Below are 23,889 nucleotides of genomic sequence, written 5' to 3' on the forward strand. Positions count from 1 at the left end.
TTTGAGCCTGCGCGTCGGCCGCTGACAACCCCGTTGGCGCTCGCGAAGTGACAGCCACCCACATTCACAGGATAATGCGCGCACTTTTTCCGTCGGGCCTGGGGCGCAAGCCGCTCAGGCACATGGCCGCCAAGGCTGGTAACCCCGGAGTGTCTGGTTTGATCGTTTTCCGTTATCTCTCCCGTGAAGTACTGGTCACGCTCAGTGCTGTCAGCGCCGTGTTGCTTGTGATCATCATGAGCGGGCGCTTCATCAAATACCTGGCCCAGGCGGCTAGCGGTGCCCTGGATCCGGGTGTGCTGTTCCAGATCATGGGGTATCGCCTGCCGGGCTTCCTCCAGCTCATTCTTCCGCTGGGCCTGTTCCTGGGCATCCTGCTGGCGTATGGCCGGCTGTACCTCGAAAGCGAAATGACCGTGCTCTCGGCGACCGGCATGAGCCCGCAGCGCCTGCTTGGCATCACGATGGTTCCAGCGGCCGTGGTGGCGGTGGCGGTTGCCTGGCTCAGCCTTGGCCTGGCGCCCCAGGGGGTAGCGCGGGTAGCGCAGATTCTCAACCAGCAGGACGCGCTCACAGAGTTCGATACGCTGGTACCGGGCCGCTTCCAGATGCTGCGCGATGGCACCCGTGTCACCTATACCGAAGAACTCTCGGAGGACCGGGTGAACCTTGGCGGTGTATTCATTTCAGAGAAGCGCGCCTCCGAAGACGGCAAGAAGGACCGTGGCATTTCCGTGCTGGTGGCCGACAAGGGGCGCCAGGAAGTGGACCCCAACGGCAACCGCTACCTGATTCTGGAGAACGGCTACCGTTATGACGGTAACCCGGGCCAGCCAGACTACCGCGCGATCAAATACGACACCTACGGCGTGATGCTGCCCAAGCCGGAAGTGAGCGAAGAAATCAGCGAGCGCGAAGCTATCCCTACCGCCAGCCTCTTGGGGTCCAGTGAGTTGCGCGATCGTGCCGAGCTGCAGTGGCGCCTGTCACTGCCTCTGCTGGTGTTCATCGTGGCGCTGATGGCGGTGCCTCTGTCGAGGGTGAACCCGCGCCAGGGCCGTTTCCTCAAGTTGCTGCCGGCGATCCTCCTCTACATGGCGTACCTCACTATCCTCATTTCCGTACGCAGCGCGCTGGAAAAGGGCCGCATGCCCATCGGGATCGGCATCTGGTGGGTGCACGCGCTCTTCCTGGCGATCGGCCTGGGCATGATGGGCTGGCAGCCGTGGCGGCTTGCCCGCGCGCGCCAGCGTAGCCGGTCGGAGGTGGCGAAATGAGAAAGCTCGACGGTTACATCGGTCGCAGCGTCTTCGTCGCTATCCTGGCAGTGCTGGGGATCATCCTGGGCCTGGCGACACTGTTCGCGCTCATCGACGAACTGGGCGACCTGACCGATACCTACACCCTGGGCGACGCCGCCTGGTATGTGCTGCTCACGGCGCCACGCCGGTTATATGAGCTTCTGCCGATGTCGGCGTTGATCGGTTGCCTCATTGGCCTGGGCAGCCTGGCCAGCAGCAGCGAGCTGACCATCATGCGTGCGGCGGGTGTGTCGGTATCGCGCATCGTGTGGGCGGTGATGAAGCCCATGCTGGTGTTGATGGTGGCCGGCGTGTTGATCGGCGAGTACGTCGCGCCGCCGGCCGAAGACCAGGCGCAGGCCTCGCGTTCGCTGGCACAGGGTGGGGGCGATGCGCAAAGTGGCAAGCATGGCCTGTGGCATCGTCAAGGCAATGAATACATCCATATCAATACCGTGCAGCCTAACGGGTTGCTGTATGGCGTAACCCGTTACGAGTTCGATGACCAGCGCCACTTGCTTGAATCCAGTTTCGCCCGCAAGGCGGTCTACGATCAGGATCACTGGCAGCTCAGCGAAGTCACCACCACGCTGTTCAAGGGTGACCACACCGAAGTAGTGCCCGCCGATACTCTGCGCTGGGACGTGGCACTTACGCCGCAGTTGCTGAGCACTGTAGTCATGGCGCCTGAGTCCCTGTCGATTACAGGCCTGTGGGATTACATCCACTACTTGACCGCCCAGGGGCTGAACAACGGCAAGTACTGGCTGGCGTTCTGGACCAAGGTATTGCAACCCTTGGTAACCGCCGCACTGGTATTGATGGCGATCTCGTTCATTTTCGGGCCGCTGCGCTCGGTCACGCTGGGTCAGCGGGTGTTCACCGGCGTATTGGTGGGCTTCGTGTTCCGTATCGCTCAGGACCTGCTGGGGCCATCCAGCCTGGTATTCGGCTTCCCGCCGCTGTTGGCGGTGGCACTGCCCGCGGCTGTATGTGCCGTGGCCGGGGCCTGGTTGCTGCGCAGGGCGGGGTAGGGCTAAGGCGGGCCTGGCTGCTGTAGAGCAACGGGGCCGGCCATCCGGCGCAGCCGCAGGCGAAGCTCGCGAAAGGCACCTTGCACGAGTGAACCGGCATAAAAAAAGCCCCGGCTGTTTCCAGTCGGGGCTTTTTCATGCGAAGGGGATCAGGCTTCGGCTTGAACTTCGTCTGCCTGCATGCCTTTCTGGCCCTGCACAGCAACGAAGGTCACTTTCTGGCCTTCTTTCAGGCTTTTGAAGCCGTTGCCCTGGATAGCGCGGAAGTGTACGAACAGATCCGGACCGCTCTCAGGAGTGATAAAACCAAAACCCTTTTCGTCGTTAAACCACTTGACGGTACCGCTCTGACGCTGGCTCATATCTTATTTCCTTGAAGCTCAATATTAATGTCAGCTGCTTTCACAATGAAAGGTCGCTGTTGCTGGTTGCAGGAAAGTAAGAGACGTCGAACGGGTTGTAGCAAAGCTTAGCGCTACTGCCCAGGTCACGAACCATAGCGACCCATGCAAACACAGTCGAGATGACTCTACGCTAACTTCAGTTACAAAAACAAGCCCCGAAAACGCCTGCTTTTGTGCCTTTTTTCCCCCGCTTTTCGTGCTTGTTCCTGTTTATCCAGCATGACCGCTCAACCGTTATAACGGCTTGAAAATCAGCCTGCCTTGCTATGCAAACAACGTGCTAACAACATGCAAACACAGCGCCATGACGGCTTCGTTACACACGAAAAACGCCACGGCGCTATCCCCAGCTTAGCCGCGGAAATAACGCTGTGCCACAAAGGGCATCCGGGCAACTTTGACCGGTACCTTTTTGCCCCGCACCAGTGCCCACAGTTCGGTATCCAGCCCACTCAGGTGCGTGTCTACCCAGGCCATCGCCACTGGCGCGTTAAGTGTCGGGCCGAAGCCGCCGCTGCATACCTGCCCCACGGTTGTGCCATTGGCGTCCACAACTTCGGCGCCTTCACGCACCGGCATGCGTTCTTGCGGGAGCAGCCCCACCCGTTTGCGCGCCACGCCCTCTTTTTGCTGAGCATAAATGCGTTCAGCCCCAGGGAAGCCACCGGCGCGAGCGCCATCGGCCCGGCGCGCCTTGGAGATTGCCCATCCAAGGCTGGCTTCCACCGGTGTAAGGGTTTCGTTCATGTCGTGGCCGTACAGGCACAGGCCGGCTTCGAGCCGTAGCGAGTCCCGCGCGCCAAGGCCGATCGCTTGTACTTCGGGTTCGTCCAGCAGGCGACGCGCAAGGGTTTCGGCCTGTTCGGTCGGCACCGAAATTTCATAGCCATCTTCCCCGGTATAGCCCGAGCGGCTAACGAAGCAGTCGATGCCTGCCAGCTCCACGTGGGCAAACTGCATGAAGGTCATGCTCGCCACGGACGGTTGCAGGCGCGCCAGCACGTCCACCGCTTTGGGGCCTTGCAGGGCAAGCAAGGCGCGGGCTTCAAACAAAGGCTCGATGGTGCACTGGCCTTCCAGGTGCTGGCGAAGGTGCGCCAGGTCGGCGTGCTTGCAGGCGGCGTTCACCACAAGGATCAGTTCCTCGTCAGAAAGCCTGGCTACCATCAGGTCGTCGAGGATCCCACCCTGATCGTTGGTGAACACGGCATAGCGTTGAGTACCCACGGGCAGGTCGATGATGTCCACCGGCACCAGGGTTTCCAGCGCCGCCGCGACGTCTTTGCCCACGAGGCGGATCTGGCCCATGTGAGACACATCGAACAGCCCGGCCTGTTCGCGGGTATGCAGGTGCTCCTTGAGCACCCCGAGCGGGTATTGAACCGGCATCTCGTAGCCGGCAAAGGGCACCATCCGCGCGCCGAGTTCCAGGTGCAGGGCGTGCAGCGGGGTTTTCAACAGAACTTCAGACATCGGTGTGCTCCTTCTGCCGCGGCCTCGCCGTCAGCATTCGATAATGTTCACTGCCAGGCCGCCGCGAGCCGTTTCCTTGTACTTGCTCTTCATGTCGGCGCCGGTCTGGCGCATGGTGCGTATCACTTTGTCGAGCGATACGTGGTGTTGGCCGTCACCACGCAGTGCCATGCGCACAGCGTTGATCGCCTTGACCGAGCCCATGGCGTTGCGCTCGATGCACGGCACCTGCACCAGCCCCCCGATGGGGTCGCAGGTGAGGCCCAGGTTATGTTCCATGCCAATTTCCGCGGCGTTCTCTACCTGCTGCGGTGTACCGCCCATGACTTCGCACAAGCCGCCGGCAGCCATGGAGCAGGCCACGCCCACTTCGCCCTGACAGCCCACTTCGGCGCCGGAGATGGAAGCGTTCTCTTTATAGAGGATGCCGATGGCCGCAGCCGTAAGGAGGAAGCGGATCACACCGTCCTCATTGGCGCCCGGCACAAACCGCATGTAGTAATGCAGCACGGCGGGCACGATGCCGGCAGCGCCGTTGGTAGGCGCGGTGACCACACGCCCGCCGCTGGCGTTTTCTTCGTTCACGGCCAGCGCGTAGAGGTTGACCCAGTCAAGCACCGACAGGCTGTCGCGCAGGGCCGCCTCTGGATTGTTGCGCAGTTGCCGGTACAAGCCGGCGGCGCGACGCTTGACCTTCAGCCCGCCCGGGAGGATGCCTTCATTCTCACAGCCTGCCGCCACGCAGTGCTGCATCACTTGCCAGATGTGCAGCAGGCCGGCCCGGGTTTCGGCTTCGGGGCGCCAGGCCAGCTCGTTCGCCTGCATCACCTGGCTGATGGACAACTGCTCGCTGATGCAATGGGCCAGCAGTTGCTTGGCCATGGTGAAGGGATACGCCAGCACGGTCGTGTCCGCCACGATCCGGTCAGCCCCCGCCGCGTTGTCATCCACCACAAAGCCGCCACCCACGGAGTAGTACTCCCGGCTGCGGACTTGCAGGCCAGCGGCGTCGAAGGCACGGAAGATCATGCCATTGGGGTGGTAGGGCAGCGGCTTGCGGATCATCGCCAGGTGCTGCTTTTCGACGAAGGCGATTTCGTGCTCGCCCAGCAGGCGTAACCGGCCATTGGCGCGAATCGCCGCCAACCGAGGTTCGATGGCAGTGGTGTCTACCGTGTCCGGCTGCTCACCCTCAAGCCCCATCAGCACGGCTTTGTCGCTGCCATGGCCTTTGCCGGTGGCGCCCAGCGAGCCATACAGCTCTACTTTCACCTGAGCCACACTGGCGAGCAGGCCATCGCGGCGCAGCCCTTCGGCGAAGCGCACGGCCGCCCGCATGGGGCCGACCGTATGCGAGCTGGACGGGCCGATACCGATCTTGAACAGATCGAACACACTCAGGGACATGATCGCTCCAGGAAGGCGCTATCGAGGTGACCCGGGAGGGCGGTGAATACACCGCCCTGTGGCCAGGTCAGGCCTCTTGATAGGCTTCGATAGGTGGGCAGGCGCACACGAGATTGCGGTCGCCGAACACGTTGTCGACACGGCCCACCGGCGGCCAGTATTTGGTCGCCTTCAGGCTGGCCAACGGGTAGGCGGCCTGCTCGCGGCTGTAGCTGTGCGGCCATTCCCCCAGCAGTTCTTCGGCGGTGTGCGGCGCGTTTTTAAGCGGGTTGTCCTCAGGGTCGAGGGCGCCGCTTTCCACACCGCGGATTTCTTCGCGAATACAGATCATCGCGTCGCAGAAGCGGTCCAGCTCTTCGCGGGATTCGCTTTCGGTCGGCTCGATCATCAGCGTGCCCGCCACCGGGAACGACATGGTCGGGGCATGGAAGCCGAAGTCGATCAAGCGCTTGGCGACGTCATCGACGCTGATGCCGCTGCTGTCCTTGAGGGGGCGCAGGTCCAGAATGCATTCGTGAGCGACCAGGCCATTGCTACCAGTGTAGAGCACCGGGTAGTGCTCCTCGAGCCGGCGGGCAATGTAGTTGGCGTTCAGAATGGCCACTTGCGAGGCGCGCTTGAGGCCGGCGCCGCCCATCATGCGGATGTACATCCAGGTGATGGGCAGAATGCTCGCGCTGCCGAACGGTGCCGCGCACACGGCGCCTTCCTTGCGCTCCAGCTCGCCATGGCCCGGAAGGAACGGCGCCAGGTGGGCCTTCACACCAATGGGGCCTACGCCAGGGCCGCCACCGCCGTGGGGTATGCAGAAGGTTTTGTGCAGGTTGAGGTGGGACACGTCGCCGCCGAACTTGCCGGGGGCGCACAGGCCGACCATGGCATTCATGTTCGCGCCGTCGATGTACACCTGCCCACCGTGGTCGTGGATGATCTGGCAGATTTCACCGATGCCTTCCTCGAACACCCCGTGGGTGGACGGGTAGGTGATCATCAGCGCGGCCAGGCGGTCCCGATGCTCCTCGGCCTTGGCGCGCAGGTCGTCGATGTCCACGTTGCCCCGTGCGTCGCAGGCGGTTACCACCACGCGCATGCCCGCCATGTGAGCGGTGGCCGGGTTGGTCCCGTGGGCAGAGGAGGGAATCAGGCACAGGTCGCGCTGGCTGTCGCCACGGCTCAGGTGGTAAGCGCGGATGGCCAGCAGGCCCGCGTATTCGCCTTGAGAGCCGGCGTTGGGCTGCAGCGAGACGGCGTCGTAACCGGTGGCTGCGCACAGCATGGCTTCCAGTTCTTCGGTCAACGCCTTGTAGCCCTGGCTTTGCTCGGCAGGGGCGAAGGGGTGCAGGTTGCCGAATTCGGCCCAGGTGACGGGGATCATCTCGCTTGCCGCGTTGAGCTTCATGGTGCAGGAGCCCAGCGGGATCATGGTGCGGTCCAGCGCCAGGTCCTTGTCGGCCAGGCGGCGCAGGTAGCGCATCAGCTCGGTTTCGGAGTGATAACGGTTGAACACCGGGTGGCTGAGGATCGCGCTCTGGCGCAGCAGCGGGGCAGGCAATGCGTCGGAGGCGCTGGCTGCAACGGTCGCAAAGTCCGGTGCCTGGCCATTGCTGAACAAGGCCCACAGCGCTTCGACGTCCGCTTGCCGGCTGGTTTCGTCCAGCGACAGGCCCACGCGTTCGGCGTCCACCTGGCGCAGGTTATAGCCAGCGGCCCGTGCCTTGTCATGAAGCTCGGCGGTGCTGGCGCCTGTGCGCAGGGTAAGGGTGTCGAAGAAGTGTGTTTGTTCGACCGCTACGCCCAGCTCCTTGAGCCCTGTGGCGAGGATAGCGGTGAGCGCATGGGTGCGTTTGGCAATCTGTTGCAGGCCTTTGGGGCCGTGGTACACCGCGAACATGCTAGCGATGTTCGCCAACAGCACCTGGGCGGTGCAGATGTTGCTGGTCGCCTTTTCGCGGCGGATGTGTTGCTCGCGGGTTTGCATGGCCAGGCGATAGGCCGGCTTGCCATGACGGTCGATGGACACGCCTACCAACCGGCCGGGCATGTCACGCTTGTACGCATCTTTCGTGGAGAAGTACGCCGCGTGAGGGCCACCGAAGCCCAGAGGCACGCCGAAACGCTGGGCGCTGCCAATGGCCACGTCCGCGCCGAATTCACCGGGCGGCGTCAGCAGCGTGAGGGCCAGCAGGTCCGCGGCCACGGCTACCAGCGCCTGGCTGCCATGGAAGCGTTCCACCACTGCCGCATAATCCAGCACGTCACCGTTGCTGGCAGGGTACTGAAGCAGGGCGCCAAAGAAGGCGCTGGTGTCTTCCAGGGTTTGCTCGTCTGCCACCACCACCTCGATGCCTAGCGGCTCGGCACGGGTGCGCAGCACGTCCAGGGTTTGCGGGTGGCAATGGACCGAGGCGAAAAAGGCGTTGCCGCCCTTGTTCTTCGACAACCGCTTGCAGAAGGTCATGGCCTCTGCCGCGGCGGTGGCTTCGTCCAGCAGCGAAGCGTTGGCGATCGGCAAGCCGGTGAGGTCGCTGACCAGGGTCTGGAAGTTCAGCAAGGCCTCGAGCCGGCCTTGGGAAATTTCCGGCTGGTAGGGCGTATAGGCGGTGTACCAGGCCGGATTTTCCAGCAGGTTGCGCAGGATCGGTGCCGGGGTATGGGTGTTGTAGTAACCCTGGCCAATCAAGCTTTTGAGCAGTTGGTTCTGGCCAGCAATGGCCTTGAGTGCGGCCAGGGCATCGGCTTCACTCTGGCCGTCGCTGCCATCGAGCACGCTGGTGCCCTTGATAGTGTCCGGGATCACCGCAGCGGTCAGGGCTTCCAGGCTGTCGAAACCGAGAGTTTCCAGCAGCGCCTGCTCGTCCTCGGCGCGTGGGCCGATGTGGCGGCCAATGAATTCGTTATCGGTGGTCAAAGCAACGTCGAAAGGCATGTTGCGTCTCCTCAGGCTTGTGCGGCGATGAGTTGATCGTAGGCGTTCTGGTCGAGCAGGCCATCCAGTTGGGCGGCGTCGGCTGGCTTGAAGCGGAAGAACCAGCCACGGCCCAGCGGGTCTTCGTTGACCAGCTCGGGTTTGCCCTCGAGCGCCGGGTTCACCTCAAGAATTTCACCATCGAGCGGCATGTTGATGCTGCTCGCTGCCTTTACAGACTCCAGCACGGCCACTTCTGCGTCAGCGGCGTGATCGCCGGTGTCTGGCAGCTGCACAAATACCACGTCCCCCAGCGCTTCCTGAGCGAACGCGGTGATACCCACCGTCACGCTGCCGTCTGCCTCGGCGCGTAGCCACTCATGCTCCTGGGTAAAACGCAAAACGCTCATGCAACACTCCTGAAGGCCGATACAGGGCCGAAAACAAGTGCCCGTGCGGGCTGGATTCCAGGGGTTGTTGCAATTTGGTTGCCAAGCGGGGCAAAGGGCCGGTTTTGTTGGGTGCTGCTGGATCATTGAAACAGCGTGAGGACCAGCGGTGTAGCGGTTCCGTTACGGTTTTAAGCGAAGTCAGCGCCTCGGCGGGCTGGAGGGGTGTAACGTGATAAATACACCGTAGTGAATTCATTACGGGCGGCGTTCTTCATGCCTGTCCCGTATGCTAAGCCCTAAAGGCTTCGCCTCTAAAAGGGGTTCAACGATGACTACCTTGAGTTACCGAGGGTATACCGCACACATCCATTTCGACGATCGAGACCATATATTCGTAGGTCGCATCATGGATGTGCGAGACCTTGTCAGTTTCCACGCCGAGTCAATTCTGGAGATACAAGGCCAGTTTGAATTAGCCGTAGACGATTATGTGGACGGGCGCTTAGACCAACAGAAAGACTAGGGTTCATCAGGCCTTCCGCCCCGGTATCCCATACTTGCGCAGCCGATTGGCGATGGCGGTGTGCGAAGTGTGTAGCCTGGCGGCGAGCTGCCGGCTGGAAGGGTAGTCGGCGTACAGCTTTTCCAGCAGGGCGCGTTCGTAGTCGTCCATGGCCTGTTCCAGGCTTTGCACATCCCGGTCCCGGTGTTGCGCGACCGACGTGCCAGCAATGTCCAGGTCGCCAATGTCCACCAGGGTACTTTCGCAGATGGCCGCAGCGCGGAAGATCACGTTCTGGAGTTGGCGAACATTGCCCGGCCAGCGATTGCCGAGCAGCGCCGGATAGGTGCCAGGCGCCAAACGGCACACCGGCCGGCCGATCTGCGCGCAGGCCTGGCGCATGAACCAGCGCGCCAGCAACAGGATGTCCTGCCCGCGGTCGCGCAGCGGCGGCACGTCCAGGTTGAGCACATTGAGCCGGTAGTACAGGTCTTCGCGAAAGCTTCCCTCGCTGACCATCTTGTTCAGGTCCCGGTGCGTGGCGCTGAGAATGCGCACGTTCACCTTCACTTCGCGCTCGCCGCCCACTCGGCGGAAGCTGCCGTCGTTGAGGAACCGCAGCAGCTTGGCCTGCAGGTACGGAGACATCTCGCCGATTTCATCGAGAAAGACCGTTCCCTGATGCGCCAGCTCCATCAAGCCGGGCTTGCCGCCGCGTTGCGCGCCGGTGAACGCGCCCGGGGCATAGCCAAACAGTTCACTCTCGGCAAGGTTCTCGGGCAGCGCCGCGCAGTTGAGCGCCAGAAACGGCGCATTGTGGCGTGCACTGGCCGCATGGCATGCCCGCGCTACCAATTCCTTGCCAGTGCCGGTTTCCCCCTGAATGAGCAAGGGTGCATCCAGCGTTGCGATACGTTGCGCGCGCGCCTTGAGTTGGCGAATGGCAGCGGACTCTCCCAGCAGCGCCTCGAAGCCTTCGGCGTGGTCGTGGTGCAAAGCCGCCAGGCGTTCGCCGATCCGGTTGGGCGGGTAGAGCGTGAGCAGCGCCCCGGCGTTGGGGATGGGCGTGGCCTCCAGCAGCAGTGGCTCGCCTTCGACCGCCACTTCTCGCAGCGGCAGGCGAAACCCGTTTTCCAGCAAGGCCGTCATTACTGCAGGGTCATTGAACAGCTCGCTCAACGGTTGGCCAGCGAGGTCGCGGCCATACAGCGACACCATGGCGGGGTTTGCCAGCAGTACCGTGCCGGCCGTATCCACCGCCAACACCGGGTCGCTCATGGCGGCCAGCAGCGCGTCGAGCTGCAAATGCCTGCGCTGGCCGGGCAGCATGTCCACCACCGTGACGGCATTCACGCCTTGCACGGCAAACAGCGCCCCGCGCAGCTCATCCAGCACCGCCGGGCTGAGCGTGGGCGCGTCGATGTAGACGTTGGGCGGGACCATTTCCACGGCATCCAGGTTGAGGTTGCGCGCGCCCAGCAGGGCAAGCACCTCTTGGGTGATACCGACGCGGTCTTGGAAACTTACGTGAATGCGCATAGGGGGCGGGCGGGCCTGAGCGGCAGAAGCCGCGAATTATGCCTTGCCCTCAGGTATGAAGAAACCGCTGCCCGCGCTTGCCTACGGTGTGGGCAAGTGCACGGGGTCGACCGGGTCGCCGGGTGAACGCTTAAGCTTGCCCTGAATGTCGGCGAACATCGCGTCGTACTGCTTGTGCACACTGATGGGAAGCACCTGGGTCGCCGGCATGCCGTGCTGGCGTGCCAGGTGGTCGATATCGCTGGCGAAATTGAAAGCCAGGTCTGCGGGCAGGTCCAGGCCTTCATCCAGCGTTTGCCCGGCAATGTCGCCGGTGACCTGGAAGTGCATCACTGTGCCGTTGGGCTCATCGCGGGGTTCGTAGGTGATGTCCAGCCGATACGCAACATCGCGGGGCTGGACGGGAATGTGTTCGAGGTGCAGATGGCCCGGTTCAAACATCGATAGCGCTCCCTTGCTGGAACGCCCCGGGGAACGGGGCGTTGGAGCTTGAAGCATAGACGGCCGCGGGCGGGTCAGACCTTGAACTGGTCCATCAGGCGCATCTGCTGGCTGGCCAGGGCGTTCAGCTGGCTGCTGACCTGTGCCGACTCGGTTGCTTGCCCGGTCAGGGTTTCGGTCACCATGCGGATTGCCGATACGTTGCGGTTCACTTCTTCGGCCACGGCGCTTTGTTCTTCCGCGGCACTGGCGATGTGCAGGTTCATTTCGCTGATCACCCCAACCGCCTCACTGATGCGGGTAAGGGCAGAGGACGCCTGGAGAATCTGCGTGGCGTTTTCCTGGGCCTTGCCCTGGCTCGAATGCATGGTCGACACCACATCGCGGGTCGCCCCCTGGATGCGCTCGATCACGTGGCGAATTTCTTCCACCGAATCCTGAGTACGCTTGGCCAGGTTCCGCACTTCGTCGGCCACCACCGCGAAGCCACGGCCGCTCTCGCCAGCGCGGGCTGCCTCGATGGCAGCGTTCAACGCCAGCAGGTTAGTCTGCTCGGCAATGCTGCGGATCACTTCGAGCACGGTACCGATCTGCTCGCTGTTCACCGCCAGGGTTTCCACCTCGGCCACGGCCTTGCTCACTTCCTCGGCCAGGCCGTTGATGTCACGGGTGCTGCGCTCGATGATGCTCATGCCATCCCGTGCCGACTGGTCCGCCCCTCGGGCTGCGCTGGCAGCATTGGACGCACTGCTGGCCACTTCCTGAGCGGTGGCGCTCATCTGGTTCGAAGCGGTGGCCACCTGGTCGATCTCGCGGAACTGCACCTGCATGCCGTCGCTGGTCTGCCGGGCGATTTCCGAAGACTGGTCCGCCGTGGCGCGCGCCTCGGTGATGCTGGTCTTGATCTGAGCAATCGTGGGTTGCAGCTTGTCGAGGAAGCGGTTGAACCAGCTGGCCAGTTCGCCCAGTTCATCGCGGCGAGCGTACTGGATCCGGCGGGTGAGGTCGCCTTCGCCGCTGGCGATGTCCTTGAGCATCATGGCCACGCCGGTGATCGGGCGGGTCACGCCCGACGCCGTCAGCCACAGCAACAGCAAGCCGAGCAGGCCTGCCACGATAGCCACGGCCAGGGTTTGCAAGGTGCCGCTGGTTTGCTCGGCATCCAGCAGCTTCTGAAGTTTCAGGGCATCAGCCAGCAATACATTGCGGGGCAGGTCGATGGCTACACCCCATGAAGCAGCGCCTTCTACCGGTGTTACGGGATAAACGGCGCGGATCAGGTCGCCGCGGGCGATAACCTTGGCGGTGCCACCTTGCACCAGCTGCAGGATCTCCCGGCCTTCGTCGCCGAGCGCCGTGTCGATGCGCTTGCCAAGGGTATCTGCCGCATCGCTGTTGGCGGCCAGCACGCCTTTGCTGGAGAGCACCATGATGTGGCCCGCGCCGTCGAACAGCTCGGCCTTGGCCTGTACCGCGCTTACCTGAAGCGAGTTGAGGGCCAGGTCGACACCGGCCACGCCCACTACCTTGCCATCGACGCGGATGGGCAGTGCAATGGTAGTCATCAGCACGGTTTTGTCGCCGATAGTGTCGGCGTAGGGTTCGAGCAGGCACAACTTGCCGCTTTGCAGGGCGCAGGTGTACCAGGTGTTGTAGGGGAGGCCACTGGCGTTGATATCCGACTTCACCAGGTCGTCTTCGTCGATGGCGGTGTTGTTGTCAGTGCCTTCGTATCGGCTCCAGTAGCTGCCGAAGCGGCCGGTTTCGTTGGAGCCGCGCGCCAGGTCGGCGACAAAGCCTGCGTCATCACCATCGAAGGCGTCACGCTGGAAGACCGCCCACACACCCAGCACGTCACGGTTGCGCTTGAAGCTCAACTCCAGCGCGCGGTTCGCTTCCTCGCGGATAGCGCGATCGCTGAAGTCATGGCGTTTACCCGCGCCACTCAGCTGGGCCATCTGCTCGGCCACATCACTGGCCAGCATCAGGTCGGCGCTGTACGCCTTCTGCAGCAAGGCTGCTTTCTCGGCAGCCTGCGCCAGCAGCAGCTTCTCCACCGTGCGGGTGAGCATGCGCTCGCTGGAGTCACCCACAAGCGCGTTGTTCTGTCGGCTCTGGTACAGGTTCATGCCCACCACGGTGGCGACCACGGCAACAAGACATAGCCCCGCCAGGAGGACTATCTTCAAACGGATAGAAAGTGACTGCAGCATGGGGTGCGCTCGTAATGGGGTGAGGTGATCAGCGAGGGGCTGTGGCGCACCCCGCAAGCCGAACGTTCGACTACCTCACCGCATCGGCAAACCCTACAAGGACTTTAAATATTTTAGACAGGCGGTTCTTGCTTGTTGGATCCGTTTGCCCCTTCAGGGCGCGACCAGATCCACAGGTTCACCAACACCATGCCGCCGATGGCCGCATAGATCGCCCAGTAATGCCGCAAGGTCAGCCACATGATCACGGCGCACGCCAGCATGCTGAAGGTAGCGGCGAGTTTCGACCGCCGTGTGATCACCTTGCCGTTACGCCAGTTGCGGATGATCGGGCCAAACACCTTGTGTTGCTCCAGCCAGGCAGCGAGCCTGGGCGAGCTGCGGGTGGCAGCCCATGCGGCAATCAGCACAAACTCGGTGGTGGGCAGGCCCGGCACGAAAATGGCAATGATGCCGATGCCCAGGCATACGTAAGCCAGCACACCGTAGAGAAGGCGGGCGAGCCGCGAGCGGTTGGGGGGAAGCTGGGCGGTCATCGGCACCGTGCAGAGATGGGGCCGGGCCACGCCGAGGGCGGGCCGGGCGATGAATTCAAGCCTGTGCACGGGCAAAGGCCGTTTGCAGCAATACAGTAAAGCGCTCAAACGCCGCGAGCGCGCCCGCCTCGGCGAGCTGCTCCTCACGTTCGTCCAGCGCCACGGCATCCAGCGCTTTGACAAAAGCCTTCCAGCCCGCCGCCCGGCCCCCTTCGGGTTCGGCCAGATGGCGGGCCCCCTGCGTAGGCGACAGCCCGAGGGCCTCGGCGCGCTTGAGGAGGAACGCGGCGCCGAGTTTCGACCCTTCAGAGACAAAAATCCAGCCCAGCGATTCGCCGAGGGACAAACCCGCCGGCGCGCCGGGCACTGCCGCAGGCAGCTCCACCTGCAGATCTGACAGGTCTGCACGGGCCTGCTCCAGACGGCAGCGCGAGGGCAGGTCAGGGAAATGGACTACCAGGCGAGGGTTGTTATAAAGCACTTCAAGCTCGGCCTGGAACAGGTACTGAGCCGTCACGAAGCGGCTGAAGCCTTCGAGCGAATCGAAGGGCGCCTGGGCCTTCACCAGGCCATCGAGTACTTCATGAGGGGCATGGGTCGCTTGGCTCAGCCGTTGCGAGCGCAGCGGATGTGCGAGGCTTTCCTGCGCGAGGTTGACGTTTGCGTTCATGGGTTCGCTCCAGATTCGAAAGCGCCGGGCCGCAGGAAGGCGGCCCGGCAGGGGTGTCAGATGTCCCACACCAGGTTGACGGAGAAGTTGCGGCCGGGCTGGGTGAGGCGGTCCAGGTTTGCGGGTGCGGTTACTGCCGCTTCGCCCACGCTGTCGTAGCCGCGCACGTCATCCCACAGCCAGTATTTCTTGTCGGTCAGGTTGTACAGGCCGGCGTTCACGGTCAGGTCGTCGCTGAGCTTGTAGTAGCCGGTGAGGTCCAGCGTGCCGAACCCCGGCGTCTTGAAGAGCGTGCCGCCATCGGGGGTGTTGAAGCTGCTGGCATCGACTCGGGTTTTGCGCTTGACCAGCGTCCAGCTCATCAGCCCGCCGTAGCGCGGTTGTTCATAACCCAGCCCAAGCACGCCAGTGAGCGGGTTGATGCTGTTGATAGGCTGGCCGGTATCGTCGTTGCGCCCCCGGGCATAGGCGAGCGAGCCTTGGCTGTAGAACCCCTCCGGCGCGCCGAAACGGTCCAGGTTCAAGCGGCCCTTGAGCTCTACACCGCGAATGCTGGCACGGCGGATGTTGCTGCTTTGGAAGGTGACTGCGTCGTAGCCACCCTGCAGGCGGTTTTCGTCGATGAAGTCGCGGTATTTGTTGTAGAACACGGCCAGTTCAAAGCTGCCCGCATCGTAGTAGCCGCGCAGCCCCGTTTCGAAACTGCGGCTTTTTTCTGGCTCCAGGTCGGGGTTGGGCTCTACCCGGTAACCGCCAGCGGCATTCTCGAAGCGACCATAAAGCGCCTTGGCGGTGGGCGTGCGGAAACCTTCGGCGTATTGGCCATACCAGCTCGTGTTGTCCGTAAACGCATAGGTAATGCCCAGCTTGGGGGACAGGCGGTGCCAGGTTTTCGTTTCGTCGCTGAACGTGGTGTCGGTAGCGGTGATGGTGTTCAGGAATTCATCCGTGAGGTGTGGCTTGAGCCTTGTGTAGTCATAGCGCGCCCCGGGCAGGAATGACCAGTTGCCCACGCGGATTTCATCTTGTGCGAACACGCTGAAGGTATCCACGGTCGGGTCTGGAAAGTCGCTTTCCGGCGCCAGGTAATCACCGGCACTCGGGCTGCCCGCTCTGCAGTTCAACCCATTGGCCACACAGGTGCCGTACCCGGAACGCAACCCGGTTACCTTCTGGCGCTTAAGCGTTGCGCCGTAGGTAAGGTCGTGGTCCGTGAGGCCGAGGGTGAAGGCTTTCTCCAATTGGCCGTCGAAAATCCACTGGCGGTCCTTGTAGGTTGTATCGCGGTGGCGCAGCACCTGACGGGTAAAGGGGACATACAGCTCGTCGGTCTGCTCGGCGGTCTTGGCCAGTTGGTAGTTCAGGCTCCACTTGGCTTCGTCCGCCAGCAGGCTGTTCAGGCTGAAGCTGTGGGCGATACCGAAGCGTTCGCGGGTAAGGGTGTCATCGGTGTTGCGCGAGCGGTACATGCCCAGGCCTGAGCCACCGGTGAACGGGCCGCCAACCGCGCTTTTGATGTCGGCTTCGGTCTCGCTTTTGTATTTCTCATAGGTGAGCACCATGCGGCCGTCATCGGCGTAGTTCCAGCCAGCCTTGGCCAGCACGCTGGTGCTATGTACGTCTTCAGGGTTGGCTGCCGTGCGGGCCAAGCCTGTGCCGTGGTTATCCCCGTAGGATTCCGTTTCATGGCCGTCGCGCTGGCTCAGGTGCAGCAGGCCATCGAAATCCCCATGGCGCCCGGCGAAGGTGCCGGCCTTGAGCCAGCTGTTGTCGCGGGAGCTATAACCGGCCTTGAGCCGTGCGCCCAGGTCTTCTCCGGGTTTGATGATGTCCCCGGGGTCGAGCGTGTAATAGCTCACGGCGCCGCCAATGGCTGTGCTGCCGTAAAGGGACGAACTGGGGCCGCGCAGGATTTCCATGCGCTTGATGATTTCGGGGTCTACGTAGTTGCGCTGGGTTTGCGCGTAAGGGCCGAAGAAGTAGCTTTCCGGAATCGCCACGCCATCCACCTGGGTAAGGATGCGATCGCCGTCGATGCCTCGGATGTTGTAACCGGTGAGCCCGGAACGCTGCCCGGCACCGCCCACGCTCACGCCGGGCTCGTAGCGCACGGCATCGTGGATGGTATTGACGTTGTCCCGATCCAGGCTTTGCCGCTCGATCACGCTCACGCTCGCGGGTACCTCGGTAACGGCCTGCGCGCGGCGGGTGGCACTCACGGTGACGGGCGCCAGCTCGACTGCGGCCTGACGCGTAAGTACCACCGAATTGTCCCCGACCTTGCGATAGGACAGCCCGGTACCTTTGAGCAACTGGGCCAGCGCTTCCTCGGGGGCATAGTGGCCGGTTACGCCGCTGGAGATCACATTTTGGCCAAGCTCCGCCGGCAGCCCGGACTGCCAGCCGGTAACCAGGCTGAAGGCATTGAGCGCCGCGGGCAGTGGCTGTGGAGCGATGCGAAAATCGCGGCTGTCGCCAGGTTGCGCATGGGCTACGGTACTTAGCGCGGCCGTGAGGGCAAACAGGGCGCCGGGAAGCAGGGGATGATGCATGAAAGGCTCCGTCTTGATGCGAATAATTTGCATTGGCAAGAAGACGAGACGAACGAACGACGTAAACGCGTAAAAAAAAGTTGGAGCCCGCTATGAAAGGGTACGCGGGCTGTGAGGGGTTCAGTTCAGCAGCATCACGCCAGGAAGCTCCTGAAGGCTCGCCGCAGTGACTTGAGCCAGCGCACGAAGAGCGGCGGCGGGATCCTGCACATTGTAATTACCGGTGATACGCCGCTCGCCAAGGGCATCGTTTGCCATCACGATCCAGCCAGGGTAATAACGGCTGAGCTCTGCAAGCACTTGTTTGAAGGGGCGGTCAACGAACACCAGCCGCCCTCGCAGCCAGGCGAGGTCTTCGTCCGGATGCAGTGGGGCAGGGCGGCTGAAACCCGAAGCATCGAGGCTTACACCCATGCCCGCAGGCACATTGAGGGTCTGCCGGGCGCCTTCCAGTTGCACTTCGCCACGCGCCACCTGCACCCGGGTTTCGCCCTTCAACAGGCGTACGGTGAACGTGCTGCCATTGGCATGTGCCACCAGAGGGCCGGCTTGCACCTCCAATGGGCGGGCGCGCCCAGGTACGTCGAACCACGCCTCGCCCTGGTAGAGGTGCGCCGAGCGCTTGCCCTCCTGGCCATCGCTGGACAAGGCCGTGTCGGTATTGAGCACCACCTGGGTGCCGTCGTTGAGGTCGAACCGCTGCCGCTCTCCCGTTGCGGTGAGGTGGTCGGCCTGCAGCCGCAGCGGCAGGTTGTTCAAGCTGGCTACACCGACAACCAGCGCGGCCGCGACCGCATAGCGCCATCGGCCTCTGCGTGAAGGCCGGGGATTTACAGCGTTTCGGGGCACTTCCAGCGCCTGTGCCACGTGCTCCACGGCCTCATGGTTCCAGGCCGCGCACGCCTTGGAATAGGCATCGATGTTCTGCGGGCTTTCGGCCAGCCAGGCATCGAAGGCCCGGCACTGCGCAGGCGTAGGGCTTTGCAGGACGATCATCCATTCCACGGCCTCTTCCAGGGCCTTGCCGGGCGATGCGTCGGTCATCGGGTGCTTCTCCGGGTTTCGATGCCCGCAGCTTAGGCGCTGATCACGCGGGCGACTACTCACTGCCGTGCCCTGTAGCGTGCAGGCATACAAGCATGATGTGCTTGAGTTCTTTCTGGACGGTGCTGGCGGAAAGCCCAAGTTCATTGGCGATAGCAGGGCAGGGCTGGCCGTGAAGGCGGTTGCGCACGAAAATCTCGCGCTGTCGCGGCGTAAAGCCAGCCACCTCTGTGCTCAGGCGGCGCAGCAGCCGTTCGGCATAGGCCGCGTCCTCCGCGCTGCTGCGTTCCTCGGCCACATTGTGCAAGGCATGCTCGGGTAGTTCGGTTTCCATCACCCGGGCGTGACGGCGCTGGGCGCGCAGGTGGTCGAGCGCCAGGTTGCGAGCGGTCTGGAACACGAAGGGTTCGAGATGATCGACGGGGCGCTCGGCCAGCGCACGCGAAACCCTGAGCCAGGTTTCGTGGAGCAGGTCCTCGGCTACGCTGGCATTGCGGACCAGGCCCTGGAGCGTGCGAAGCAGGCTGAGGCGTTGGCGAAGAAATACGGTATCCAGACGAGAGGGGTTCACGGGGCGACCTGACCACTTGGCAGCGGATGATAATGCTTCTCATCTGCTGCCTGGGTCAAGCTGGCCCCCCGTGGGAACCATTACCTGGCGTTACACAGAGCCAGGCAGTTATCGAGCATACGGTTGGAGAAGCCCCATTCGTTGTCGTACCAGGCCATCACTTTCACCATGCGCCCGATCACCTTGGTGTGGTTGGCGTCGAAGATGGACGACAGCGGGTTGTGATTGAAGTCGCACGACACCAGCGGCAGGGTGTTGTACCCCAGCACCTTCGACCCTTCGGCGGCCTTCTTCAGAAGGGCGTTCACTTCCTCGGCGGTCACGTCGCGCTTCACGTTCACGGTAAGGTCTACCACCGACACGTTGATCACCGGCACCCGCACGGCCATGCCGGTCAGCTTGCCTTTGAGCTCCGGCAACACCAGGCCTACCGCTTCGGCGGCGCCGGTCTTGCTGGGGATCATCGAGTGGGTAGCGGAGCGCGCACGGAACGGGTCGGTGTGGTAAACGTCGATCAGGTTCTGGTCATTGGTATAGGCATGGATCGTGGTCATCAGGCCTTGCTCGATGCCCAGTTCACGGTCCAGCACCTGTGCCACCGGTGCCAGGCAGTTGGTGGTGCAGGACGCATTGGAGATCACCTTGTGCTCGGCGGTGAGGATGTGATGGTTCACGCCATAGACCACGGTGGCATCGGCACCCTTGGCCGGGGCGGAAATGATTACTTTGCCGGCGCCTGCGGTGAGGTGCGCCGCCGCCTTCTCACGGTCGGTGAACAGGCCGGTGCATTCGAACACCACGTCCACGTTGTGGGCTTTCCACGGTAGATCAGCCGGGTTGCGGATGGCCGAAACGGCAATCCGGTCGCCGTTCACGCTCAAACCTTGCTCATCGTGCTCGACGGTCGCGTCGAATGTGCCATGCACGGTGTCATATTTGAGCAGGTGCGCGTTCATGGCGCTGTCGCCCAGATCGTTGATGGCGACGACTTGCAGGTTCTGGCGGTAGCCTTGGGTATACAGTGCACGGAGGACATTTCGACCGATGCGGCCGAAACCGTTGATTGCGATGCGAATGGTCATGGCTTTACCTACTGTCAGATTGTGAACGCTCCAGCCGAGGAATCCGAATCACCAAATCTGTTTTGTTGTTGGAATTACAAGATTATTCGCATAGAAATAGAAAACAAGCCTTTTTGATGGCAGAATTTTGTTTTATCTACAACGCGTGACCGGTACGGCTCTGTCTTTTGATCGACCCCTGGCAGTTAAGTTGAAAGTTTCACCCCAGGACGATCCGCTGCGGCGCCCGATAACGGTCCCACTTAAAGCCTGGAGTCCTACATGCATCCCCGCGTCCTCGAGGTTACCGAACGGCTGATCGAACGCAGCCGCCCCACGCGCGAGCGTTACCTGGCCATGATCCGCGCCGCCGCGACCGAAGGGCCTCAGCGCGGCAAGCTCCAATGCGCGAACTTTGCCCACGGCGTGGCCGGTTGCGGCGCGGAGGACAAGCACCAACTGCGCCTGCTCAACGCGGCGAACGTGGCGATCGTGTCGGCCTACAACGACATGCTCTCGGCCCACCAGCCCTACGAGCGTTACCCCGACGTGATCAAGGCCGCCTTGCGGGAAATGGGCTCGGTAGGCCAGTTCGCCGGTGGTGTGCCGGCCATGTGCGACGGGGTGACCCAAGGCGAGCCGGGTATGGAGCTGTCGATTGCCAGCCGCGAAACCATCGCCATGGCCACCGCAGTGGCGCTGTCCCACAACATGTTCGACGCGGCCCTGTGCCTGGGCATCTGCGACAAGATCGTCCCGGGCCTGATGATCGGCGCCCTGCGTTTTGGCCATCTGCCGACTATTTTCGTGCCCGGTGGGCCAATGCCGTCTGGCATCTCCAACAAGCAGAAAGCCGACGTTCGCCAGCGCTACGCCGAAGGCAAGGCCACGCGTGAAGAGCTGCTGGAATCGGAGATGAATTCCTACCACGCACCGGGCACCTGCACCTTCTACGGCACCGCCAACACCAACCAGCTGGTGATGGAAGTCATGGGCCTGCACTTGCCCGGCTCGTCCTTCATCAACCCCAACACCCCGCTGCGCGAGGCGCTCACGGTCGAAGCAGCCCAACAAGTGGTGCGCATCACCAAGGCGAGCGGCAACTTCATGCCGCTGGGTGAAATCGTTGACGAACGCGCGCTGGTCAATGCCTGCGTGGCCTTGCATGCCACCGGCGGTTCCACCAACCACACCCTGCACTTGCCGGCGATCGCCATGGCGGCGGGCATCCAGCTCACCTGGAAGGACATGGCCGACCTGTCCGAGGTTGTGCCAACCTTGTCCAACGTGTATCCGAACGGCAAAGCGGACATCAATCACTTCCAGGCAGCCGGCGGGATGGCGTTCCTGATTCGCGAACTGTTGAGCGCCGGGCTGTTGCACGAAGATGTGAACACCGTACTGGGCAAGGGCCTGGCCGCCTACACTCGCGAGCCGTTCCTGGACAATGGCAAGCTGGTATGGCGCGACGGCCCTTCGGAAAGCCTCGAAGAAGCGATCCTGCGCCCGGCCAGCCGCCCCTTCTCCAATGAAGGTGGGCTGCGCGTAATGGAAGGCAACCTGGGCCGCGGCGTAATGAAAGTATCCGCCGTGGCGCCGGAATTCCGCGTAGTGGAGGCCCCTGCCAGGGTCTTCGAAGACCAGCAAGAGCTGGCCGATGCGTTCAAGGCCGGCGAGCTGGAGCGAGACGTGGTAGCCGTGGTGCGCTTCCAGGGGCCTCGCGCCAACGGCATGCCTGAGCTGCACAAGATGACGCCCTTCCTTGGTGTGCTGCAGGACCGGGGCTTCAAGGTGGCGCTGGTTACTGATGGACGAATGTCTGGTGCATCGGGCAAGATCCCGGCCGCGATCCATGTCTGCCCGGAAGGGGTGGACGGTGGCCCGCTGGCCCGCGTGCGCGATGGCGATATCATCCGCGTCGACGGCGCGACCGGAAGCCTTGAGCTCAAGGTCGATCCGGCCGAGTTCGCTGCCCGCGAGCCTGCGGTGCCAACCATCGACAGCAGCGTGGGCTGCGGTCGTGAACTGTTCAGTTTCATGCGGGTGGCGTTCAGCTCGGCCGAGCAGGGCGCCAGCGCCTTTACCTCGGCTTTGGGAGCCCTTAAATGACATTGGCACTGGTAGGTGACATCGGCGGCACCAACGCTCGTTTCGCCCTGTGGGAAAACGATGCGATGCGCGCGGTGCAGGTTTTCTCCACCGCCGACTACACCAGCCCCGAGCAAGCCATTGCACAGTACCTGAAAGACCAGGGCCTGGCCGCGGGCGCGGTCACTCAGGTGTGCTTGGCGGTTGCCGGGCCGGTGGATGGCGACGAGTTCCGCTTCACCAACAACCACTGGCGGCTCAGCCAGAAAGCCTTCTGCAACACGTTGCGGGTGGAGCGCCTGCTGTTGATCAACGACTTCACCGCCATGGCGCTGGGCATGACCCAGCTCCAGGAAGGTGAATTCAGGACCGTGCGCGAAGGCCGTGCCGACCCGCGCCGCCCGGCCGTGGTGATTGGCCCGGGCACCGGCCTTGGGGTAGGCACCTTGCTGAACCTCGGAGGCGGCCATTTCATGGCCCTGCCAGGCGAAGGCGGCCATGTGGACCTGCCGGTGGGCAATGCCCGTGAAGCCAGCCTGCGCCAGCACATCCAGGACGAAATCGGCCATGTAAGCGCCGAAACCATCCTCAGTGGCGGCGGCTTGCTGCGCCTGTACCAGGCAATCTGCGCCCTGGACGACCACCCGGTGAAAGCTGCGCAGCCATCACAGGTGACCGAACTGGCGCTGGCGGGCGACCCCGTGGCCGAGCAGACCATCGATCAGTTCTGCCGCTTCCTCGGGAGGGTGGCTGGCAACAACGTGCTTACCGTGGGTGGGCTCGGTGGGGTGTATATCGTGGGCGGGGTGATCCCGAAATTCATCGAGCGTTTTCTGGCCAGCGGCTTCAACGAAAGCTTCGGCGACAAAGGCTGCATGAGCGGATATTTCTCAAATGTGCCGGTATGGGTTGTGACCGCCGAGTTCTCAGGCCTGATCGGGGCCGGAGTGGCCTTGCGGGAAGGGCCGCTGTAAGCGTCTAATCGGCGTCGAACGGGCGACGACCCGGGATGACGGGGAATGCCGCTTTGACCACTGCCGGAAAAACCATCCTCTTGGTGGATGATGACCAGGACATCCGCGAACTGCTGACCACCTACCTGGGCCGTGCCGGCTTTCAGGTACGGGCGGTCGGCGATGGCCAGGGTTTTCGCGAAGCGTTCAACGCGGCCGGCGTGGACCTCGTCATCCTCGACATCATGTTGCCCGACGAGGACGGCTTCAGCCTGTGCCGCTGGGCCCGGCAGCACCCCCGCCAGGCACAGGTGCCGATCATCATGCTCACCGCCAGCTCCGATGAGGCCGACCGTATCGTCGGCCTTGAACTGGGCGCGGACGACTACCTGGGCAAACCCTTCAGCCCGCGCGAACTGCAAGCCCGGATCAAGGCGTTACTGCGACGGGCGCAATTTGGCAGCGAACGTACCAGCGAGCTGCTCGCCTTCGATGAATGGCGGCTGGACGTTGTAAGCCACCGCCTGTTCCACGTGGACGGCGAGGAAGTGATCCTCTCCGGCGCTGATTTCGCCCTGCTCAAGCTGTTCCTTGACCATCCTCAGCAGATTCTTGATCGCGACACCATTGGCAACGCGACCCGCGGGCGGGAACCCATGCCCCTGGACCGTATCGTTGACATGGCGGTCAGCCGCCTTCGCCAGCGCCTGCGCGATACGGATAAACCGCCACGGTTGATCCGCACCGTGCGGGGCAGTGGTTACTTACTGGCGGCCAACGTTGTCGCGGCGTAGGCGGCTACC

19 protein-coding genes and 1 pseudogene are annotated in these 23,889 nt (G+C 62.9%); 5 read left to right on the top strand and 15 right to left on the bottom strand.

Annotation, left to right across the window (positions count from 1 at the left end; all coding sequences use genetic code 11):
* Positions 1–158 precede the first annotated feature (158 nt).
* On the top strand, positions 159–1,277 hold the full coding sequence (lptF, locus tag AC3Z8Y_RS03775; protein ID WP_490089922.1) for an LPS export ABC transporter permease LptF: 1,119 nt from the start codon (positions 159–161) through the stop codon (positions 1,275–1,277).
* The gene (gene lptG, locus AC3Z8Y_RS03780; RefSeq protein WP_181117108.1) at positions 1,274–2,335 is read left to right on the top strand and encodes an LPS export ABC transporter permease LptG; all 1,062 of its coding nucleotides are present in this window, start codon (positions 1,274–1,276) and stop codon (positions 2,333–2,335) included. Before lptF ends, lptG begins: the two co-directional genes overlap by 4 nt.
* 149 nt (positions 2,336–2,484) lie before the next feature.
* Here the strand turns inward: lptG and AC3Z8Y_RS03785 are convergent, their stop codons facing one another.
* The 15 genes and pseudogenes from AC3Z8Y_RS03785 to gap form a co-directional block, all read right to left on the bottom strand.
* Complete coding sequence (locus AC3Z8Y_RS03785) at positions 2,485–2,697, bottom strand: cold-shock protein (RefSeq protein WP_003175786.1); 213 nt, start codon at positions 2,695–2,697, stop codon at positions 2,485–2,487.
* 393 nt (positions 2,698–3,090) lie between these two features.
* Positions 3,091–4,212 carry a glycine cleavage system aminomethyltransferase GcvT gene (gene gcvT, locus AC3Z8Y_RS03790; RefSeq protein ID WP_490088521.1) on the bottom strand — a complete coding sequence of 374 codons (1,122 nt, stop codon included), beginning with the start codon at positions 4,210–4,212 and terminating at the stop codon, positions 3,091–3,093.
* 30 nt (positions 4,213–4,242) lie between these two features.
* Positions 4,243–5,619 carry an L-serine ammonia-lyase gene (locus tag AC3Z8Y_RS03795; protein WP_490088522.1) on the bottom strand — a complete coding sequence of 459 codons (1,377 nt, stop codon included), beginning with the start codon at positions 5,617–5,619 and terminating at the stop codon, positions 4,243–4,245.
* A 67-nt stretch (positions 5,620–5,686) separates the two neighbouring features.
* Complete coding sequence (gcvP, locus tag AC3Z8Y_RS03800; RefSeq protein WP_490088523.1) at positions 5,687–8,545, bottom strand: aminomethyl-transferring glycine dehydrogenase; 2,859 nt, start codon at positions 8,543–8,545, stop codon at positions 5,687–5,689.
* 11 nt (positions 8,546–8,556) lie between these two features.
* Entirely contained in the window at positions 8,557–8,934 is a 378-nt protein-coding gene (gene gcvH / locus AC3Z8Y_RS03805; protein ID WP_490088524.1) for a glycine cleavage system protein GcvH, read from the bottom strand.
* Between the two features lie 511 nt (positions 8,935–9,445).
* Complete coding sequence (locus AC3Z8Y_RS03810) at positions 9,446–10,957, bottom strand: sigma-54-dependent transcriptional regulator (RefSeq protein ID WP_490088525.1); 1,512 nt, start codon at positions 10,955–10,957, stop codon at positions 9,446–9,448.
* 81 nt (positions 10,958–11,038) lie between these two features.
* Positions 11,039–11,398 carry a DUF5064 family protein gene (locus AC3Z8Y_RS03815; RefSeq protein ID WP_490088526.1) on the bottom strand — a complete coding sequence of 120 codons (360 nt, stop codon included), beginning with the start codon at positions 11,396–11,398 and terminating at the stop codon, positions 11,039–11,041.
* 74 nt (positions 11,399–11,472) lie between these two features.
* The gene (locus tag AC3Z8Y_RS03820) at positions 11,473–12,228 is read right to left on the bottom strand and encodes a methyl-accepting chemotaxis protein (protein WP_375139239.1); all 756 of its coding nucleotides are present in this window, start codon (positions 12,226–12,228) and stop codon (positions 11,473–11,475) included.
* A 102-nt stretch (positions 12,229–12,330) separates the two neighbouring features.
* Positions 12,331–13,611 (bottom strand): annotated as a pseudogene (locus tag AC3Z8Y_RS03825) (methyl-accepting chemotaxis protein); the annotation flags it as partial.
* Between the two features lie 113 nt (positions 13,612–13,724).
* Positions 13,725–14,147 carry a YbaN family protein gene (locus AC3Z8Y_RS03830; RefSeq protein ID WP_490089923.1) on the bottom strand — a complete coding sequence of 141 codons (423 nt, stop codon included), beginning with the start codon at positions 14,145–14,147 and terminating at the stop codon, positions 13,725–13,727.
* Between the two features lie 55 nt (positions 14,148–14,202).
* A complete protein-coding gene (locus tag AC3Z8Y_RS03835; RefSeq protein ID WP_490088527.1) occupies positions 14,203–14,817 on the bottom strand; it encodes a biliverdin-producing heme oxygenase in 615 nt (204 codons plus the stop codon).
* 56 nt (positions 14,818–14,873) lie between these two features.
* Positions 14,874–17,369, bottom strand: coding sequence for a TonB-dependent receptor (locus AC3Z8Y_RS03840; protein WP_490088528.1), 2,496 nt, complete (start codon positions 17,367–17,369; stop codon positions 14,874–14,876).
* Between the two features lie 120 nt (positions 17,370–17,489).
* Complete coding sequence (locus tag AC3Z8Y_RS03845) at positions 17,490–18,413, bottom strand: FecR family protein (RefSeq protein WP_490088529.1); 924 nt, start codon at positions 18,411–18,413, stop codon at positions 17,490–17,492.
* Positions 18,414–18,468: 55 nt separating this feature from the next.
* Positions 18,469–18,984, bottom strand: a complete 516-nt coding sequence (locus AC3Z8Y_RS03850; RefSeq protein ID WP_490088530.1) for an RNA polymerase sigma factor — start codon at positions 18,982–18,984, stop codon at positions 18,469–18,471.
* Positions 18,985–19,064: 80 nt separating this feature from the next.
* Positions 19,065–20,066, bottom strand: a complete 1,002-nt coding sequence (gene gap / locus AC3Z8Y_RS03855) for a type I glyceraldehyde-3-phosphate dehydrogenase (protein WP_490088531.1) — start codon at positions 20,064–20,066, stop codon at positions 19,065–19,067.
* A 261-nt stretch (positions 20,067–20,327) separates the two neighbouring features.
* Here gap and edd point away from each other — a divergent pair, with 261 nt between their 5' ends.
* The 3 genes from edd to AC3Z8Y_RS03870 are packed head-to-tail and all read left to right on the top strand — an operon-like array spanning position 20,328 to position 23,880.
* The gene (gene edd, locus AC3Z8Y_RS03860; protein ID WP_490088532.1) at positions 20,328–22,154 is read left to right on the top strand and encodes a phosphogluconate dehydratase; all 1,827 of its coding nucleotides are present in this window, start codon (positions 20,328–20,330) and stop codon (positions 22,152–22,154) included.
* Positions 22,151–23,107 (top strand): glucokinase, encoded by a 957-nt coding sequence (locus AC3Z8Y_RS03865; protein ID WP_490088533.1) that lies wholly within the window; start codon positions 22,151–22,153, stop codon positions 23,105–23,107. The genes edd and AC3Z8Y_RS03865 overlap by 4 nt, the downstream gene beginning before the upstream one ends.
* 35 nt (positions 23,108–23,142) lie before the next feature.
* A complete protein-coding gene (locus tag AC3Z8Y_RS03870; protein WP_490088534.1) occupies positions 23,143–23,880 on the top strand; it encodes a response regulator in 738 nt (245 codons plus the stop codon).
* The last annotated feature ends 9 nt before the right edge of the window (positions 23,881–23,889 follow it).

It is taken from the genome of Pseudomonas sp. 3MAES_34.3B (assembly GCF_058145875.1).

Bases quoted from the DNA above. Each gene is read 5' to 3' on its own strand.
- lptG (WP_181117108.1), top strand. From the start codon at position 1,274: ATGAGAAAGCTCGACGGTTACATCGGTCGCAGCGTCTTCGTCGCTATC.
- AC3Z8Y_RS03785 (WP_003175786.1), bottom strand. From the start codon at position 2,697: ATGAGCCAGCGTCAGAGCGGTACCGTCAAGTGGTTTAACGACGAAAAG.
- gcvT (WP_490088521.1), bottom strand. From the start codon at position 4,212: ATGTCTGAAGTTCTGTTGAAAACCCCGCTGCACGCCCTGCACCTGGAA.
- AC3Z8Y_RS03795 (WP_490088522.1), bottom strand. From the start codon at position 5,619: ATGTCCCTGAGTGTGTTCGATCTGTTCAAGATCGGTATCGGCCCGTCC.
- gcvP (WP_490088523.1), bottom strand. From the start codon at position 8,545: ATGCCTTTCGACGTTGCTTTGACCACCGATAACGAATTCATTGGCCGC.
- gcvH (WP_490088524.1), bottom strand. From the start codon at position 8,934: ATGAGCGTTTTGCGTTTTACCCAGGAGCATGAGTGGCTACGCGCCGAG.
- AC3Z8Y_RS03810 (WP_490088525.1), bottom strand. From the start codon at position 10,957: ATGCGCATTCACGTAAGTTTCCAAGACCGCGTCGGTATCACCCAAGAG.
- AC3Z8Y_RS03815 (WP_490088526.1), bottom strand. From the start codon at position 11,398: ATGTTTGAACCGGGCCATCTGCACCTCGAACACATTCCCGTCCAGCCC.
- AC3Z8Y_RS03820 (WP_375139239.1), bottom strand. From the start codon at position 12,228: ATGCAGGTGCAGTTCCGCGAGATCGACCAGGTGGCCACCGCTTCGAAC.
- AC3Z8Y_RS03830 (WP_490089923.1), bottom strand. From the start codon at position 14,147: ATGACCGCCCAGCTTCCCCCCAACCGCTCGCGGCTCGCCCGCCTTCTC.
- AC3Z8Y_RS03835 (WP_490088527.1), bottom strand. From the start codon at position 14,817: ATGAACGCAAACGTCAACCTCGCGCAGGAAAGCCTCGCACATCCGCTG.
- AC3Z8Y_RS03840 (WP_490088528.1), bottom strand. From the start codon at position 17,369: ATGCATCATCCCCTGCTTCCCGGCGCCCTGTTTGCCCTCACGGCCGCG.
- AC3Z8Y_RS03845 (WP_490088529.1), bottom strand. From the start codon at position 18,413: ATGACCGACGCATCGCCCGGCAAGGCCCTGGAAGAGGCCGTGGAATGG.
- gap (WP_490088531.1), bottom strand. From the start codon at position 20,066: ATGACCATTCGCATCGCAATCAACGGTTTCGGCCGCATCGGTCGAAAT.
- edd (WP_490088532.1), top strand. From the start codon at position 20,328: ATGCATCCCCGCGTCCTCGAGGTTACCGAACGGCTGATCGAACGCAGC.
- AC3Z8Y_RS03865 (WP_490088533.1), top strand. From the start codon at position 22,151: ATGACATTGGCACTGGTAGGTGACATCGGCGGCACCAACGCTCGTTTC.
- AC3Z8Y_RS03870 (WP_490088534.1), top strand. From the start codon at position 23,143: ATGACGGGGAATGCCGCTTTGACCACTGCCGGAAAAACCATCCTCTTG.